Source organism: Sandaracinobacter sp. T42 (assembly GCF_059115405.1).
The window spans coordinates 166,628-180,152 of sequence record NZ_CM181101.1 but is presented as its reverse complement, the minus strand read 5'-3'; the positions used below and the strand labels follow the sequence as shown (position 1 = coordinate 180,152).

The window sequence follows — 13,525 nt, the reverse complement described above, 5'->3', positions numbered from 1 at the left end:
CCGTTACAATCGTTCACTTGGCATTCGCCGGCATCTGTCATCAGTCTGTCGCCGCGAACGCGCATTCGATCCGCATCCGGCGGTCGGGCGAAATCGCAAAGGGTTCGGGACATGGGCGACATTATGTCGAACAGGCAGATTCTGCTGATTGCGATCGCACTGGGGTTCGCCGGGGGCTTCTCGGCGGTCGTCGTCGCGAGCGGCGTGGTCGCAGCGCAGGCGCCGGCCGACTCCCCGGCCAATTACGCCACGGCGGGCTGATCGGCCTCTTCGGCCGCCTGCATCGCCCACAATTCGGCATAAAGGCCGTCCGCCGCCAGCAGCGTGGCATGGGTTCCCCGCTCCACGATCTCCCCGCCCCGCATCACCAGGATCTGGTCGGCGTCCACGATGGTGGAAAGCCGGTGCGCGATCATCAGCGTGGTGCGGCCCTGCTCGGCCAGTTCCAGCGCGTCCTGGATTCCGGCCTCGGTCGCGGAATCCAGCGCACTCGTCGCCTCGTCCAGCAGCAGGATCGGCGGGTTCTTCAGCAGCGTGCGCGCAATCGCCACCCGCTGCTTTTCCCCGCCGGAAAGCTTCAGGCCGCGTTCGCCCACCTGCGTGTCATAGCCCTCGGGCAGGCTTTCGATGAAGCGCCCGATCTGCGCGGCGTCGGCGGCCGCCCGGATCTCCGCCTCTGTCGCGCCGTCGCGGCCATAACCGATGTTGAAGCCGATCGTGTCGTTGAATAGCACCGTGTCCTGCGGCACGATGCCGATGGCGGCCCGCAGGCTCGCCTGGGTCACGTCGCGGATGTCCTGCCCGTCGATCAGGATGCGCCCACCCGCCACATCATAGAAACGGAACAGCAGGCGGGAAATGGTGGATTTCCCCGCCCCCGATGGCCCCACGATCGCGGTTCGCGTTCCGGCGGGCGCGGCAAAGCTGATTCCCTTCAGGATCTCGCGATCCGGTTCATAGCCGAAGCGCACATCCTCGAAGCGGATCTCCCCCCCCTTCACCGCCAGCGGTTGCGCGCCGGGCGTGTCGCGGACCTCCGCCTCGCTGTCGATCAGGGCAAACATCGCCGCCATGTCAACCAGCCCCTGCCGGATCGTGCGATAGACCATGCCCAGCATGTCCAGCGGCCGGAACAGCTGCGTCAGCAGCGTGTTCACCAGCACCACGTCCCCGGTTGAAAACTGCCCCCGGCTCCAGCCCCACACGCTGTAGGCCATCGCGCCCGCCATCAGCAGGTTGGTGATCAGCGACTGGCCGATGTTCAGGAACGCCAGCGAATTCTCCGATTTCACGGCGGCGTCGGCATAGCGCCGCGCCACCCGACCGTAATGCAGACTCTCGCGGTCCTCGGCGGTGAAATATTTCACCGTTTCATAATTCAGCAGGCTGTCCACGCTGCGCGCCACGGTCGCCGTGTCCAGCTCGTTCATTTCCTCGCGCAGGGCGTTGCGCCAGTCGGTCACGCGGCGGGTGAAGCTGATATAGGCCACCACCATGATCGCCGTTGCGATCACCAGTTCCACGCCGAACCGCAGCCAGAAGATCACGCCCACGGCCACCAGTTCGATGATCGTCGGCGCGATGTTGAACAGCAGGAAATACAGCATCACGTCGATGGATTTGGTGCCGCGCTCCACGATCTTCGCCAGCGCGCCGGTGGACCGGTTCATGTGGAAGCGCAGCGAAAGCCGGTGCAGGTGCGCGAACACATGCTCGGCCAGCCGCCGGGTGGCGTCCTGGCCCACGCGCTCGAACACCACATTGCGCAGATTGTCGAACAGCACCGAACCGAAGCGCGCGCCGGCATAGCCGATCACCAGCGCGATGGCGATGACCGCGCCGGATTCCAGCCCCGGCGCCATGCGGTCGATGGCGCCCGCATAAAGAAAGCCCATCGAAAGCTGGATCGCCTTGGAAACCAGCACCAGCCCCAGCGCGATCAGGATGCGCAGCTTCAGCTGCGGTTGATCCACCGGCCACAGATAGGGCAGGAACCGCCGCATCGTCGCAAGGCCGGGCTCGGGGCTGCCCGTCGAAGGGCGCTCGGGGGGGCGGGCAGGGGGGCTCACGCCCGCCATGTGGCACTCGGGGCGGCCTGTCGCAATAAGCCGTTGCAGTGCGCGCCTGCCGACGCCACATGTCGGGCATGGCTTCCAATCCTCCGATGAAGGCGGTGATCATCCCGGTCACGCCCCTCCAGCAGAACTGCACCCTCATCTGGTGCACCGAAACGATGAAGGGCGCCTTCACCGATCCGGGCGGCGATCTCGATCATCTGCTGAAGGTGGCCGCGGAAAATGGCGTCACCATCGAAAAGCTGCTCGTCACCCACGGCCACATCGATCATTGCGGCCTCACCGGCGTTCTCGCCGAACGGCTCGGCGTGCCCATCGAAGGCCCCCACCCGGATGACAAGTTCTGGATCGACATGAACCCCGCCACCGGCGCCCAATATGGCATTGAGGGCGCCACCGCCTTCACGCCGGACAGGTGGCTCCACGATGGCGACAAGGTGACGGTCGGCAATCTCGTGCTCGATGTCTGGCACTGCCCCGGCCACACGCCCGGCCATGTGATCTTCCATCACCCGCCCTCGAACCTCGCCATCGTGGGCGACGTGCTGTTCCAGGGCTCGGTGGGCCGCACCGATTTCCCCAAGGGCGATTTCCAGCAGCTCGTGCAATCCATCACCACCCGCCTCTGGCCGCTCGGCAACCAGACGGCGTTCGTCCCCGGCCATGGGCCGATCAGCACCTTCGGCCGGGAACGGCAGACCAACCCCTTCGTGGGTGATGCCGTCCTCTAGAAACCCGCCTTCCAGGTCAGGGCCGCGCCCCTGTCGGAAAGGCCGGGCTGGTTCCCCGCGTTGCGCCGGCTGAACGCGGCCACGCCCAGTCCGCCCCGGCTCCAGCCGATTTCCCGGCTCGTCTCCCGCGCGGTCACGCCCGCCGGAAGGACTGCGCCGTTCGCCAGCCGGAACCCGCCCCCCGTCACTGCCAGCGGCCGCGCAAGGAACAGGTCCAGCTGCCCGCCGGCCAGCGGCGCCCGCAGCTGGGCAGACCAGCTCTCGATCACCAGCGCGCCATCGGCCTGAAGCAGGCTGTTCGCGGACAGGTGCGGCGTCGCCCACCCCCTTGTTCCCGCCAGCCGCAGGCCGAACCCATCGCGTCCGAAGTCGGCCGCCGCCCCGATCGTCTGCGTCCGCCCGCCCACAAGCCCGTAGCCCGCCGACAGGCGCGTCCCCAGGAAGGCCCCGCTTTCCTGCGTGTCCGCGGCATGAAGGGTCAGTGCCACCGGCCCGCGCGTCCAGCTGGCTGCCGCCAGCAGCTGATCCTGCCGGTTGTCGCTGGAAAGCCCCTCCAGCCGGGGCAGCGCCAGCCGCCGGTGCGTCGCGGCCAGCGCCAGCGTCAGCCCCCCGCCACGCCAGTCGGCCATCACCAGTTGCCGCCCCCCGGTGCCCATATTGTCGTCCGGCGTCAGCCCGTCCCCGGCCGCAAGGCCCCCGGCCGAACTGCCCGGCAGGGCCTCCCGCGCCAGCCGCCCGCTCGCAAGGCTCAGTCCCCAATCCCCCGATCCGGAACCCGCTTCCCCGCCCCGCCGCAAGGTCAGCCGCGTTTCCCGCAGGGGATTCCGGCTGGCGGCCCGCCCGTCCAGCCCGCGCTGGGCAAAACCCAGATGCGCCACCTGTGCGTCCCCGTCGCGGAAGCTGTCGGCGGCCGGCACGTCACGAAGGCCGGTCGCACGCAGCGTCAGCCCGGCGCGGAACGGGCCGGCGGAAAGGTCTGTGGCGGCCGTTTCCAGCCCGGCGGCAGCCAGCCGCCCCGACAGCCGGGCGGCCGAAGCGGGCCTCAGCGCCCCGGCTAGCGCGAACTGGAAAGGTCGGTCGAAGCTGTCCACCACCGGCACCGATTTCAACGCCGCACCCGCCGAAAGCCCGGTTCCAAGGGCGCTTCCCAGCGCCCCGCCCGCCGTGGCGGAAAGGGGCACGGCCGTGCCTGCAAGGCGGGTCTGCCCGATGGGCGACATCGCACGCCCGATGTTCAGCCGCCCGCGCCCATAGACCGGGTCGGTGCCGGGATCGCCCAGATCGTCCGCCGATGTCAGCAGGATCTCGGTGATTCGCGCGGCTGTCAGGTTCGGAAAGGCCTGCGCCAGCAACGCGACCGCCCCCGTCACCGTCGGCGCGGCGAAACTGGTGCCGGAATAGAGATAGGCCTGCCCCAGATGGTCGAAGCTCCGCACCTCTTCTCCCACGGCGACCAGATAATTCGCCGCCGCGGAACCGGCCCGGTTGGAAAAGCCGCTGATCGTCCCGCCGGCGTTCACGGACCCCACGATGATCACGCTGGCCGGCCCCGCCGCGTCCAGCGCCCCCAGCGGCAGCGGATCGGGGCTTGCGGCGCCATCATTGCCGGCCGAAAGCACGATCACCGCGCCCTGGGCCGATGCGCGCGCCAGGGCGTTGCGCAGCACGGAATTGGCCGCCGATCCGCCCAGGGAAATGTTGATCGCGCGCGCGCCGGCGTTGGCGGCGGCATCCACGCCCGATGCGATACTGCTGTCGGCATAGTTGCAGCCGTCGGCACATTGCCCGTTGTCCGCCCGGAAGCTGGCGATGGTCGATTCGAAGGCGACGCCCATGATCTGGCTGTCGTTGCGCGCGGCTGCCGCCACCGCGGCCACCGCCGTGCCATGGCCGGATGCGTCCTGCACCGTCCGGCCCTGGCCGCTCACGTCGCGGCTCTGTCCGGAAATCCGGCCCGCGAATTCGGCGCTGCCGGTGTCGATCCCGCTGTCCACGAACCCCAGCGTGATCCCGCGACCGGTCGCGTTCGCCTGCCAGGCGGTGATCGCCGTGGATGTCGCCGCCGCGGTGGACCGGCGATATTCCGCGGTGTCGAAATTCGGGCTGGGCGCGGGGGTCGGGGTCAGCGCGGGCGCCACGGGCGCCGGCGCCTGCGAAACCGGGGTCACGGATCCGCCCGCACCGCCGCAGGCGGCAAGCGAAAGAGCCGCCACGGCAGACATCAGGCAGGCGCGCAGGCGGGCGTCCGCCCAAAGTGGAACTGGCCTCATTCGTTCGTCCTCGTCTATGGGCGGCGCATGAATCGCCGCGCGACCTTCGAAAACGACTTCTCGTTGACCTCCAGCCTGCCGGGGCGGCTGGCGGGCGTCAACTGCTGGCTCTTCGACATGGACAACAGCCTCTACCAGGCCAGCGTCAACCTGTTCGCCCAGATCGACCGGAAGATGGAGGCCTATGTCGGCCAGTTGCTCGGCCTCGGCCGGGACGAGGCGCGGGCCGTGCAGAAGCGCTATTTCCACGAACATGGCACCACGCTGAAGGGTCTGATGCTCAGCCACGGCGTCGATCCCTATCATTTCCTGTCGTTCGTCCACGACATCGACACATCCGTGCTGGATGTGAATCCGCGCCTCAGGGCCGCGTTGCTGAAGCTGCCGGGGCGCCGCATCGTCTTCACCAACGGCGACCGCCCCTATGCGGAACGGGTTCTCGCCGCGATCGGCATCCTCGACTGTTTCGAGGACATCCACGACATCCACGCGATGGCCTATCACCCGAAGCCCGACCCCAGGGCCTATTCCGGCCTGTGCGCCGCCCACGCGGTCGATCCCACCCGCGCCTTCTTCGTGGACGATATGGCCCACAATCTGAAGCCCGCGCATCAGCTGGGCATGGTGACGGGCTGGGTGAACAATGGATCCGAACGCGGCGATCACGGGCATTCGCCCGATTTCATCGACCACGAGATCGCCGACCTGACTGACTGGCTTGAGGAGTTGCCCCTATGACCGACTGGACCCAGACCCGCGACGCCATCGAGGCCGCCTGGGACGCGCGCGAGTCGCTGACGCCCGGCGAAGCGGCTGTCGTGGCCGCTGTGGAAGCCGCGATCGCGGGCCTCGATTCCGGCGCGCTGCGGGTGGCCGAACGCGGGGCGGACGGCCAGTGGACGGTGAACCAGTGGCTGAAGAAGGCCGTGCTCCTCAGCTTCCGGCTGACGGCCAATGCCCCGGCCGATGGCGTCGGCGCCCCCGCCTGGGACAAGGTTCCGCTCAAGACGCTGGGCTGGGGCGCGAACCGGTTCGCAGAGGCCGGCTTCCGCATGGTGCCGGGCGCGGTCGTCCGGCGCGGGGCCCATGTGGCGCCCGGCGTCGTGCTGATGCCCAGCTTCGTGAACATCGGCGCGCATGTGGGCAAGGGCAGCATGGTGGACACCTGGGCCACGGTGGGCAGCTGCGCCCAGATCGGCGCCAATGTGCACATCTCGGGCGGGGCGGGGATCGGGGGTGTGCTGGAACCGCTGCAGGCCGGCCCCGTCATCATCGAGGACGGGGCCTTCATCGGCGCGCGCTCCGAAGTGGCCGAAGGCGTGATCGTGCGCGAAGGCGCGGTGCTGTCGATGGGGGTGTTCCTGGGCGCCTCCACCAAGATCGTGGACCGCGCCACGGGCGAAGTCTTCATCGGCGAAGTGCCGCCCTATGCCGTTGTCGTTCCGGGCACGCTGCCGGGCAGGCCGCTGCCCGATGGCTCGCCGGGGCCGAACCTTGCCTGCGCCGTGATCGTGAAGCGGGTTGACGCGCAGACTCGCGCCAAGACTGGCATCAACGAGCTGTTGCGGGACTGAAGGCCCGGCGGCATCCTGCCGCCAGCATCATCGGGCGGCATCCCGCCGCCAGCGTTATTGGGCGGCATCCCGCCGCCGGCATCATCGGGGATTGTTCATGGGGGTAAGGATGAAGCGGTTCTTTCTGGGTCTGGTATCGGCGGCCGCGATCGCCGCGCCCGCATTGGCGCAGAAGCCGGTGACGCCCACCGGCGTCTGGCAGAGCCCGGGCGGCAACACCCGCCTGCGCCTTTCGAAATGCGGTACCAACATCTGCGGCAAGGTGGCCTGGGCCAGCCCGAAGGCCAAGGCGGACGCCGCGCGCGGCGGCCACCCCAATCTGGTTGGCATGAACCTGTTCGAGAATTTCAGCCGGACAGGCCCCAACACGTTCAGCGGCCGCGTTTTCGTGCCGGACATCAACCGCAGCTTCAACGGCACACTGACCGTCACGAACCCCACCACGATCAACGTGCGCGGCTGCCTGGTGCGCAACACTGGCTGCCGCAGCGAAACCTGGACGCGGGTCGGGAACTAGGCCCCGGGCCCGGGGGCGGGGCGGCCCGGGTCACGCTCCGCGTGGAACAATTTCCTGAATTTCCAACACTGTAGGGCGCCAACTCCTTGATCTTGCAGTGTTGGACGATGTTCCACGTGGAACAACCGATTTGGCAATCGATTGTTCCACGGGAAAACCGTTACTGGCCGAACACCTCGGTCAGGTGCGTCTGCATCGCCTTCCACGCGCGTGCATCGGTGCGGCCATCATAGATGATGGTGGCCATCAGCTGCCCCTGCGCTTCCGGGTTGGTGAAGCTGTGCTTCGCCCCGGTATAGGCAATGGTCTGGCAGTCGGCCTCGGCATTCGCCATTTCCGTCAGGAATGCCGTCAGATGCTCGTGCGGAACCAGTTCGTCCTCCGCGCCGTGGCACACCAGGATCTTCGCACGGACCTTGCCCTTTTCAGCCGGGGTCACGCTGTCCAGCGCGCCGTGGAAACTCACCACGCCCAGCACATCGGGGTTGCCGGACCGGGCCAGTTCCAGAACGGTGCGGCCGCCGAAGCAATAGCCGATGGCGGCAATCTGCCCGTTGCAGGCCGCATGCGCCTTCAGCGCAGACACGGCGGCCCCGGCGCGGGCGCGCAGGGCTGCGGTGTCGGCCGCGAAGTCGCCGATGATCCTGAAGGCCTCCGGCGGATCGGCCGGAATGTGCCGGTTCCCGAAGATGTCGGCGGCCAGCGCCACATAGCCCAGATCCGCCAGCATCTTCGCCCGGCGCTGCACCTGTGCGCCCAGCCCCCAGGCTTCGTGCACCGCGACCACGCCGGGGCGCGGCCCGGGGAATTTCGCGGGATCCGGCAGTTCCAGCACGCCAAGGCAGCGCTGGCCGCCGTCGTAATATTCGAAGTCCATGCGTGTCCCCTTACAGCTGGGACAGCAGATGGTCGGCGGAGGAAACCTTGAACGCGCCGGGTTCCTCGACGTTCAGTTCGGCGACCTTGCCGTCCTTCACCAGCATGGAGAAGCGCTGCGAACGCAGGCCCATTCCGAAGCGCGAAGCGTCCATCGTCAGGCCAAGGGCCTTGGCGAAATCGCCATTGCCGTCGGCCAGCATGCTGATCTTTCCGTCGGCCCCGGCGGATTTGCCCCAGGCGGCCATCACGAAGGGATCGTTGACGGAAATGCACACGATCTCGTCCACACCCTTGCTGCCCAGTTCGTCGGCCTTCTCGATGAAGCCCGGCAGGTGCTTGGCCGAACAGGTGGGGGTGAAGGCGCCGGGCACTGCGAACAGCGCGACCGTGCGGCCCGCGAACAGGGCGGCCGTATCGACCGCTTCCGGCCCATTTTCGGTCATCTTCGTGAGCGTGGCTTGGGGCACGGCATCGCCGACCTTGATCGTCATGGGAAAATCCTCCTCTTCGGGTTCGGAAATTCGGCGTTAATGCCCGGAGTTCACCACGTCTAGCGCCTGTTCATGACAGGCTGGCAGGCGTAGGGAGGGCGCATGACCGAGGCGCCCTATCTGCCGGGCCAGTTCCTGCTGGCGATGCCTGGCATCGGCGATCCGCGATTCGAGCGGAGCGTGGTGGCGATGTGTTCGCATGATCCGGGCGGCGCGATGGGCATCTGCCTGCACGAAGCACTTCCGGATCTGACCGTTCCCGAACTGATGCGCCAGCTGGAAATCGATCCGGGCAACACGCCGGACGTGCCGGTGCTGATGGGCGGGCCGGTCGATCCGCAGCGCGGTTTCGTGCTGCATTCGCCAGACTGGGGCGGCCAGGATACCCGCCATGTCGCGGATCGCTGGGCGCTGACGGGCTCGCGCGATGTGCTGGTCGCGATCGCGCAGGGGAAAGGGCCACGCAAATGGCTCGCGGCCCTGGGCTATGCCGGATGGTCTGCGGGCCAGCTGGAGATGGAACTGTCGCTGAACGGCTGGTTCCCCACCCCGGCGACCGTCGGCCTGATCTGGGAGGGCCGCTGCGGCACGCGCTGGGCGGAAGGCTTCCGCGCCGCCGGGATCGACGCCCGCCTGCTCTCGGCCGAGATGGGCCACGCCTGAACGCCTGGCAGCCGGCCGGCGTCGCTGCGCTTGCGGAATGCATAGGTCTGCCCGACTTGACGGGTGGCCGTCGCTCGTCTTTGACCGCGCACGCGCAGTTACTCGTCTTTGACCGCGCACGCGCAGTTACTCGTCTTTGACAGCGCACGCGCGGTAAGATGCACATGATCGCAGGGAAGGGTGGGCGTTGGCCAAGCTGTTCGACAAGATCCTGATCGCCAACCGGGGCGAGATCGCCTGCCGGGTGATCCGAACCGCTCGAAAGCTGGGGATCCGCACCGTTGCCGTCTATTCGGACGCAGACGCCGCGGCGGTGCATGTGGAGATGGCCGACGAAGCCGTCCATCTGGGCCCGCCGCCGGCTGCGCAATCCTATCTGCTGGGCGAAAAGATCATCGAGGCCTGCCGGGCCACCGGCGCGCAGGCCGTTCACCCGGGCTATGGCTTCCTGTCAGAGCGGGAATGGTTCGCGAAGGCGCTGGAGGACGCGAACATCGCCTTCATCGGGCCGCCGGCTTCCGCCATTGCCGCCATGGGCGACAAGATCGAATCCAAGAAGCTGGCGAAGGCCGCCGGCGTGAACGTGGTGCCGGGCTTCGTTGGCGAGATCACCGACACCGCGCACGCCGTCGAGATCGCCAACGGCATCGGCTATCCGGTGATGATGAAGGCATCCGCCGGCGGCGGGGGCAAGGGCATGCGGCTGGCCTTTTCGGAAGCCGATGTGCGCGAAGGCTTCGAATCGGTGAAGCGGGAAGGCCTGTCCAGCTTCGGCGACGACCGGGTCTTCATCGAGAAGTTCATCACAGAGCCGCGCCATATCGAGATCCAGCTGCTGGGCGACAAGCATGGCAATGTCGTCTACCTGAACGAGCGGGACTGCTCCATCCAGCGCCGCCACCAGAAGGTGGTGGAGGAAGCGCCGTCGCCCTTCGTCACGCCGGACATGCGCCGGGCGATGGGCGAGCAGGCCGTGGAACTGGCGAAGAAGGTCGGCTATTTTTCGGCCGGAACGGTCGAGTTCATCGCCGGCGCAGACCGCAGCTTCTACTTCCTGGAAATGAATACCCGGCTGCAGGTGGAGCATCCGGTGACGGAAATGATCACCGGGCTGGATCTTGTGGAGCAGATGATCCGCGTGGCCGCCGGCGAGAAGCTCTCGTTCGGTCAGGCCGATGTCGGGATCAACGGCCACGCCATCGAGACGCGCTTCTATGCCGAGGATCCCTATCGCGGGTTCCTGCCTTCCACGGGCCGGCTGACGGATTATCGGGAACCTGAGGCCGGCAACGGTGTCCGGGTGGACACAGGCGTGGTCGAGGGCAGCGAGATCTCGATGTTCTATGATCCGATGATCGCCAAGCTGATCACCCATGCGCCGACCCGGCTGGAAGCGGCGGACCTGCAGATCGCGGCGCTCGATCGCTATTATGTGCGCGGCATCAGCCACAATTCCGATTTCCTGTCGGCCCTGATGCAGCATCCGCGTTTCCGCGCAGGCGAAAAGGTGACGACCGCCTTCATCGCCGAGGAATATCCCGAAGGCTTCAACGGCGCCGAAACGGATCCGTCTGACCTGCCGGCGCTGCTGGCGGTCGCCGCGGTCGTCGGCCGCGCGGCGGCGAACCGCGCCGCGCATGTCGATGGACGGCTGGGCGGCGACGGCGATGCCGGGGCCGACTGGGTGGTGGAGCTTGACGGCGAACAGCATCGCGTGACGGTGGCCGGAAACGGGGCCGGCACGAAGGTGACGGTCGATGGCGTGCTGCAGCTGGTGGAAATCCAGGGGCGGGTGCCGCCTTTCGGCGTGGTCGAGGCGAAGGTGAACGGCCAGCCTGTGGCGGTTCAGGTGGACCGCCAGGGCACCGGATTCCGTCTGACCCGCAAGGGCCGGCAGCACCGGATGCGGCTGCTGACGCCGCGGGCGGCGGCGCTTCAGGGCCATATGCTGCCGAAGGTCGCGCCGGATCTTTCGCGCTTCCTGCTGTGCCCGATGCCGGGGCTTGTGGTTTCCATTTCCGTGGCCGTCGGCGACAAGGTCGAACCCGGGCAGCCGCTGGCTGTTGTGGAGGCGATGAAGATGGAGAACATCCTTCGCGCCGAGAAGGCTGCGACGGTTTCCAAATTGCACGCCATGCCGGGTGACAGCCTGGCAGTCGATGCAATTATCATTGAATTCGAGTAACTTAAATTATTTTTCGGATCGACTGAACGGCGCCCTCGCGGCGCCGTTTATCGTTGCATTCCTTCACAATGACGCCGTTGCGTCGGTCAAGGTTAATGCGCAATATGATCCCAACGAAACACTCGGGGCCCCGAAGAGGGCACATAAGGAAACCGGGAGAAAAACAATGATGAACGTCGCTAAATTCTCTGCCGCTCTTGCATCTTCGGTGGTTCTGACCGCGATCTGCATTGCAGCACTTTCCGGTTTTACATACGAAACCCTGGTTTCGCCGCACTTCTGGGTGATCAGCGTGTCTCTGGCCGGGATCTTCGGCCTGGCGATGGGTGACGGCATCGGCGAAAAGCCGGGCGAGCGCACGCCGAACCTGCCCGCCACGGGCCTGCTGCCGGCCTGATCCCGCCTAAGGCGATGCAAAGGGGGCCTGCGCCATGGCGGCGCAGGCCCCCTTCGGTCGTTCAGGGGATCAGGCCGCCCGGCAGCCGAAGCTGGACGGGGCCTGGAACAGGCATTCGACCCGCTGGCCACCGCGGTTGAGGCCGAACAGGGTTCGCCCCGGGCTGGCGGCGACCGCAGCGCGCACATCGCCGACGCTGGTGACGCGCGTGCCGTTCACGCTTTCGACGATGTCGCCGGGCCGGGGGAAACCTGTGCGGGCGGCCGGCGCCTGCGGTGGCACCTGCACGACGACGACCCCGCGTTCCGGCAGACCGGCGCCGAGTTCCTGCGCAAGCGCGGGCGACAGGTTCGCGATCGACACGCCGGCAAGGATGCTGCCGCCGGGCATCTGGGTGAGCTGGCGCGGCGGGCTTTCCGGCGGCGCGATGAGTTTCAGCTGGAGATTGCGGGCCGATCCGTCGCGCAGCACCGTGAGCGTGACCGACTCGCCCACCGGCTGGGTGGCGACCTGGTAGCGCAGCGTGGACGGGTCGATCACGTCCTTGCCATCCACCGCATAGACGATGTCACCCGGCCGCAGGCCGGCCGCCGCCGCCGGGGAGCCCGGCGAGACGCCGGTGACGAGCATGCCTGTGGGCCGGTCCAGCCCGGCCCTTGCCGCCGAATCGCTGGTGAGGGCTTCACCTTCCACCCCGATCCACGCGGTGACGAAGCGGCCGGTGCTGGCGCCGCGCAGGAAGGTTTTCACCATGTTCGAGGGAATCGCGAAGCCCAGGCCGATGCTGCCGCCATCCCGGCCGCCGGACAGGATGACCGAATTGATGCCGATCACATCCCCGTTCATGGCGGCGAGCGCGCCGCCGGAATTGCCCTGGTTTATGGCGGCATCCGTCTGGATGAAGAATTGCGCATCCGACACGCCGATGCCGGTGCGGGCGGTGGCCGAGACGATGCCCTGCGTGACTGTCTGCCCCACGCCGAAGGGGTTGCCGATGGCGAGAACGAGATCGCCGACCTGCGCGCGATCGCTGTCGCCCAGGCGGGCGACGGGGAGGGGGGCGCCCTGCGGCTCGATCTTGAGAAGGGCAAGATCGAGACGCGGTTCCGCGAACAGCAGCTTTGCCGGATATTCGCGCCGGTCCGCCAGGGCGACGAGGATCTGATCCGCCCCCTGCACCACATGGTTGTTGGTGATGACCAGGCCGGCGGCATCGACGATCACGCCCGAGCCGAGCGAATTTTCCACGCGCGGCTGGCTTTCGAACATCGAGAAGAAGCCGCCCATCTGCTGGCGCTGGCGCACCACGCGGGCGGTGAAGATGTTGACGACGGCGGGCTGGACAGCCCGCGCGACGGGGGCGAAGGACAGGTTCACCTGCCCGGCCGACTGGGGCACGACGCGATCCGCTTCCCCGCCCGCCGTCCGCGCAAGACTGGCGGCCTCCTGCGCGGAGAGGTTGCCCGAGCCTGTCCAGTTGTTGACCGACAGCGCGAGCGCCACGCCGCCGGCAAGGCCGGCCGTGATCAGGGCGATCGATCGGATCTTCATGCGCAAAAGCAGTTCCTTCCCCGAATTCCGAGCCACCACAGTGGGAACTGGCGAGTGGCCTTGCAAGGAGGGCAGTGGCCCTGCGCCGTTGAAGCCTGGCTGAACGGCAGGGGGGCGCCGTGCCTGTGCGAGGGGCTTTGACAAAGGGCGCTGCTGAATCCAGCATGCGGCATGGCCGTCGGGGAGCGGAGC

At 67.6% G+C, this 13,525-nt stretch carries 13 protein-coding genes; 8 read left to right on the top strand and 5 right to left on the bottom strand.

Going from position 1 to position 13,525, the window contains the following annotated elements; genetic code table 11:
• Window positions 1–111 precede the first annotated feature (111 nt).
• Complete coding sequence (locus tag ACW9TV_RS00885; RefSeq protein ID WP_494303990.1) at window positions 112–261, top strand: hypothetical protein; 150 nt, start codon at window positions 112–114, stop codon at window positions 259–261.
• On the opposite strand, the gene ACW9TV_RS00880 is transcribed toward ACW9TV_RS00885, so the two are convergent.
• A complete protein-coding gene (locus ACW9TV_RS00880; RefSeq protein ID WP_494305003.1) occupies window positions 243–2,003 on the bottom strand; it encodes an ABCB family ABC transporter ATP-binding protein/permease in 1,761 nt (586 codons plus the stop codon). The two genes, ACW9TV_RS00885 and ACW9TV_RS00880, sit on opposite strands and share 19 nt — an antisense overlap.
• A 143-nt stretch (window positions 2,004–2,146) precedes the next feature.
• On the opposite strand from ACW9TV_RS00880, the gene ACW9TV_RS00875 reads away from it, so the two are divergent.
• A complete protein-coding gene (locus ACW9TV_RS00875) occupies window positions 2,147–2,806 on the top strand; it encodes an MBL fold metallo-hydrolase (protein WP_494303989.1) in 660 nt (219 codons plus the stop codon).
• Here the strand turns inward: ACW9TV_RS00875 and ACW9TV_RS00870 are convergent.
• Entirely contained in the window at window positions 2,803–5,076 is a 2,274-nt protein-coding gene (locus tag ACW9TV_RS00870; RefSeq protein ID WP_494303988.1) for a S8 family serine peptidase, read from the bottom strand. The two genes, ACW9TV_RS00875 and ACW9TV_RS00870, sit on opposite strands and share 4 nt — an antisense overlap.
• Before the next feature lie 27 nt (window positions 5,077–5,103).
• Here ACW9TV_RS00870 and ACW9TV_RS00865 point away from each other — a divergent pair, with 27 nt between their 5' ends.
• The 3 genes from ACW9TV_RS00865 (at window position 5,104) to ACW9TV_RS00855 (ending at window position 7,167) form a co-directional block, all read left to right on the top strand.
• Window positions 5,104–5,814 carry a pyrimidine 5'-nucleotidase gene (locus ACW9TV_RS00865; RefSeq protein ID WP_494303987.1) on the top strand — a complete coding sequence of 237 codons (711 nt, stop codon included), beginning with the start codon at window positions 5,104–5,106 and terminating at the stop codon, window positions 5,812–5,814.
• Window positions 5,811–6,650, top strand: coding sequence for a 2,3,4,5-tetrahydropyridine-2,6-dicarboxylate N-succinyltransferase (gene dapD, locus ACW9TV_RS00860; protein WP_494303986.1), 840 nt, complete (start codon window positions 5,811–5,813; stop codon window positions 6,648–6,650). Before ACW9TV_RS00865 ends, dapD begins: the two co-directional genes overlap by 4 nt.
• Window positions 6,651–6,759: 109 nt before the next feature.
• Window positions 6,760–7,167, top strand: coding sequence for a DUF2147 domain-containing protein (locus tag ACW9TV_RS00855; protein WP_494303985.1), 408 nt, complete (start codon window positions 6,760–6,762; stop codon window positions 7,165–7,167).
• 160 nt (window positions 7,168–7,327) lie between these two features.
• Here the strand turns inward: ACW9TV_RS00855 and ACW9TV_RS00850 are convergent, their stop codons facing one another.
• Window positions 7,328–8,044 carry a dienelactone hydrolase family protein gene (locus ACW9TV_RS00850; protein WP_494303984.1) on the bottom strand — a complete coding sequence of 239 codons (717 nt, stop codon included), beginning with the start codon at window positions 8,042–8,044 and terminating at the stop codon, window positions 7,328–7,330.
• A 10-nt stretch (window positions 8,045–8,054) separates the two neighbouring features.
• Window positions 8,055–8,537 (bottom strand): peroxiredoxin, encoded by a 483-nt coding sequence (locus tag ACW9TV_RS00845; RefSeq protein WP_494303983.1) that lies wholly within the window; start codon window positions 8,535–8,537, stop codon window positions 8,055–8,057.
• Window positions 8,538–8,639: 102 nt separating this feature from the next.
• Here ACW9TV_RS00845 and ACW9TV_RS00840 point away from each other — a divergent pair, with 102 nt between their 5' ends.
• The 3 genes from ACW9TV_RS00840 (at window position 8,640) to ACW9TV_RS00830 (ending at window position 11,782) form a co-directional block, all read left to right on the top strand.
• A complete protein-coding gene (locus ACW9TV_RS00840) occupies window positions 8,640–9,200 on the top strand; it encodes a YqgE/AlgH family protein (protein ID WP_494303982.1) in 561 nt (186 codons plus the stop codon).
• Between the two features lie 196 nt (window positions 9,201–9,396).
• On the top strand, window positions 9,397–11,385 hold the full coding sequence (locus ACW9TV_RS00835; protein WP_494305002.1) for an acetyl-CoA carboxylase biotin carboxylase subunit: 1,989 nt from the start codon (window positions 9,397–9,399) through the stop codon (window positions 11,383–11,385).
• A complete protein-coding gene (locus ACW9TV_RS00830) occupies window positions 11,360–11,782 on the top strand; it encodes a hypothetical protein (RefSeq protein WP_494303981.1) in 423 nt (140 codons plus the stop codon). Before ACW9TV_RS00835 ends, ACW9TV_RS00830 begins: the two co-directional genes overlap by 26 nt.
• Before the next feature lie 69 nt (window positions 11,783–11,851).
• On the opposite strand, the gene ACW9TV_RS00825 is transcribed toward ACW9TV_RS00830, so the two are convergent.
• Complete coding sequence (locus ACW9TV_RS00825; protein ID WP_494303980.1) at window positions 11,852–13,333, bottom strand: Do family serine endopeptidase; 1,482 nt, start codon at window positions 13,331–13,333, stop codon at window positions 11,852–11,854.
• Window positions 13,334–13,525: the final 192 nt, after the last annotated feature.

Coding starts and splice junctions, on each gene's coding strand:
- ACW9TV_RS00885 (WP_494303990.1), top strand. CDS start 112: ATGGGCGACATTATGTCGAACAGGCAGATTCTGCTGATTGCGATCGCA.
- ACW9TV_RS00880 (WP_494305003.1), bottom strand. CDS start 2,003: ATGCGGCGGTTCCTGCCCTATCTGTGGCCGGTGGATCAACCGCAGCTG.
- ACW9TV_RS00875 (WP_494303989.1), top strand. CDS start 2,147: ATGGCTTCCAATCCTCCGATGAAGGCGGTGATCATCCCGGTCACGCCC.
- ACW9TV_RS00870 (WP_494303988.1), bottom strand. CDS start 5,076: ATGAGGCCAGTTCCACTTTGGGCGGACGCCCGCCTGCGCGCCTGCCTG.
- ACW9TV_RS00865 (WP_494303987.1), top strand. CDS start 5,104: ATGAATCGCCGCGCGACCTTCGAAAACGACTTCTCGTTGACCTCCAGC.
- dapD (WP_494303986.1), top strand. CDS start 5,811: ATGACCGACTGGACCCAGACCCGCGACGCCATCGAGGCCGCCTGGGAC.
- ACW9TV_RS00855 (WP_494303985.1), top strand. CDS start 6,760: ATGAAGCGGTTCTTTCTGGGTCTGGTATCGGCGGCCGCGATCGCCGCG.
- ACW9TV_RS00850 (WP_494303984.1), bottom strand. CDS start 8,044: ATGGACTTCGAATATTACGACGGCGGCCAGCGCTGCCTTGGCGTGCTG.
- ACW9TV_RS00845 (WP_494303983.1), bottom strand. CDS start 8,537: ATGACGATCAAGGTCGGCGATGCCGTGCCCCAAGCCACGCTCACGAAG.
- ACW9TV_RS00840 (WP_494303982.1), top strand. CDS start 8,640: ATGACCGAGGCGCCCTATCTGCCGGGCCAGTTCCTGCTGGCGATGCCT.
- ACW9TV_RS00830 (WP_494303981.1), top strand. CDS start 11,360: ATGCAATTATCATTGAATTCGAGTAACTTAAATTATTTTTCGGATCGA.
- ACW9TV_RS00825 (WP_494303980.1), bottom strand. CDS start 13,333: ATGAAGATCCGATCGATCGCCCTGATCACGGCCGGCCTTGCCGGCGGC.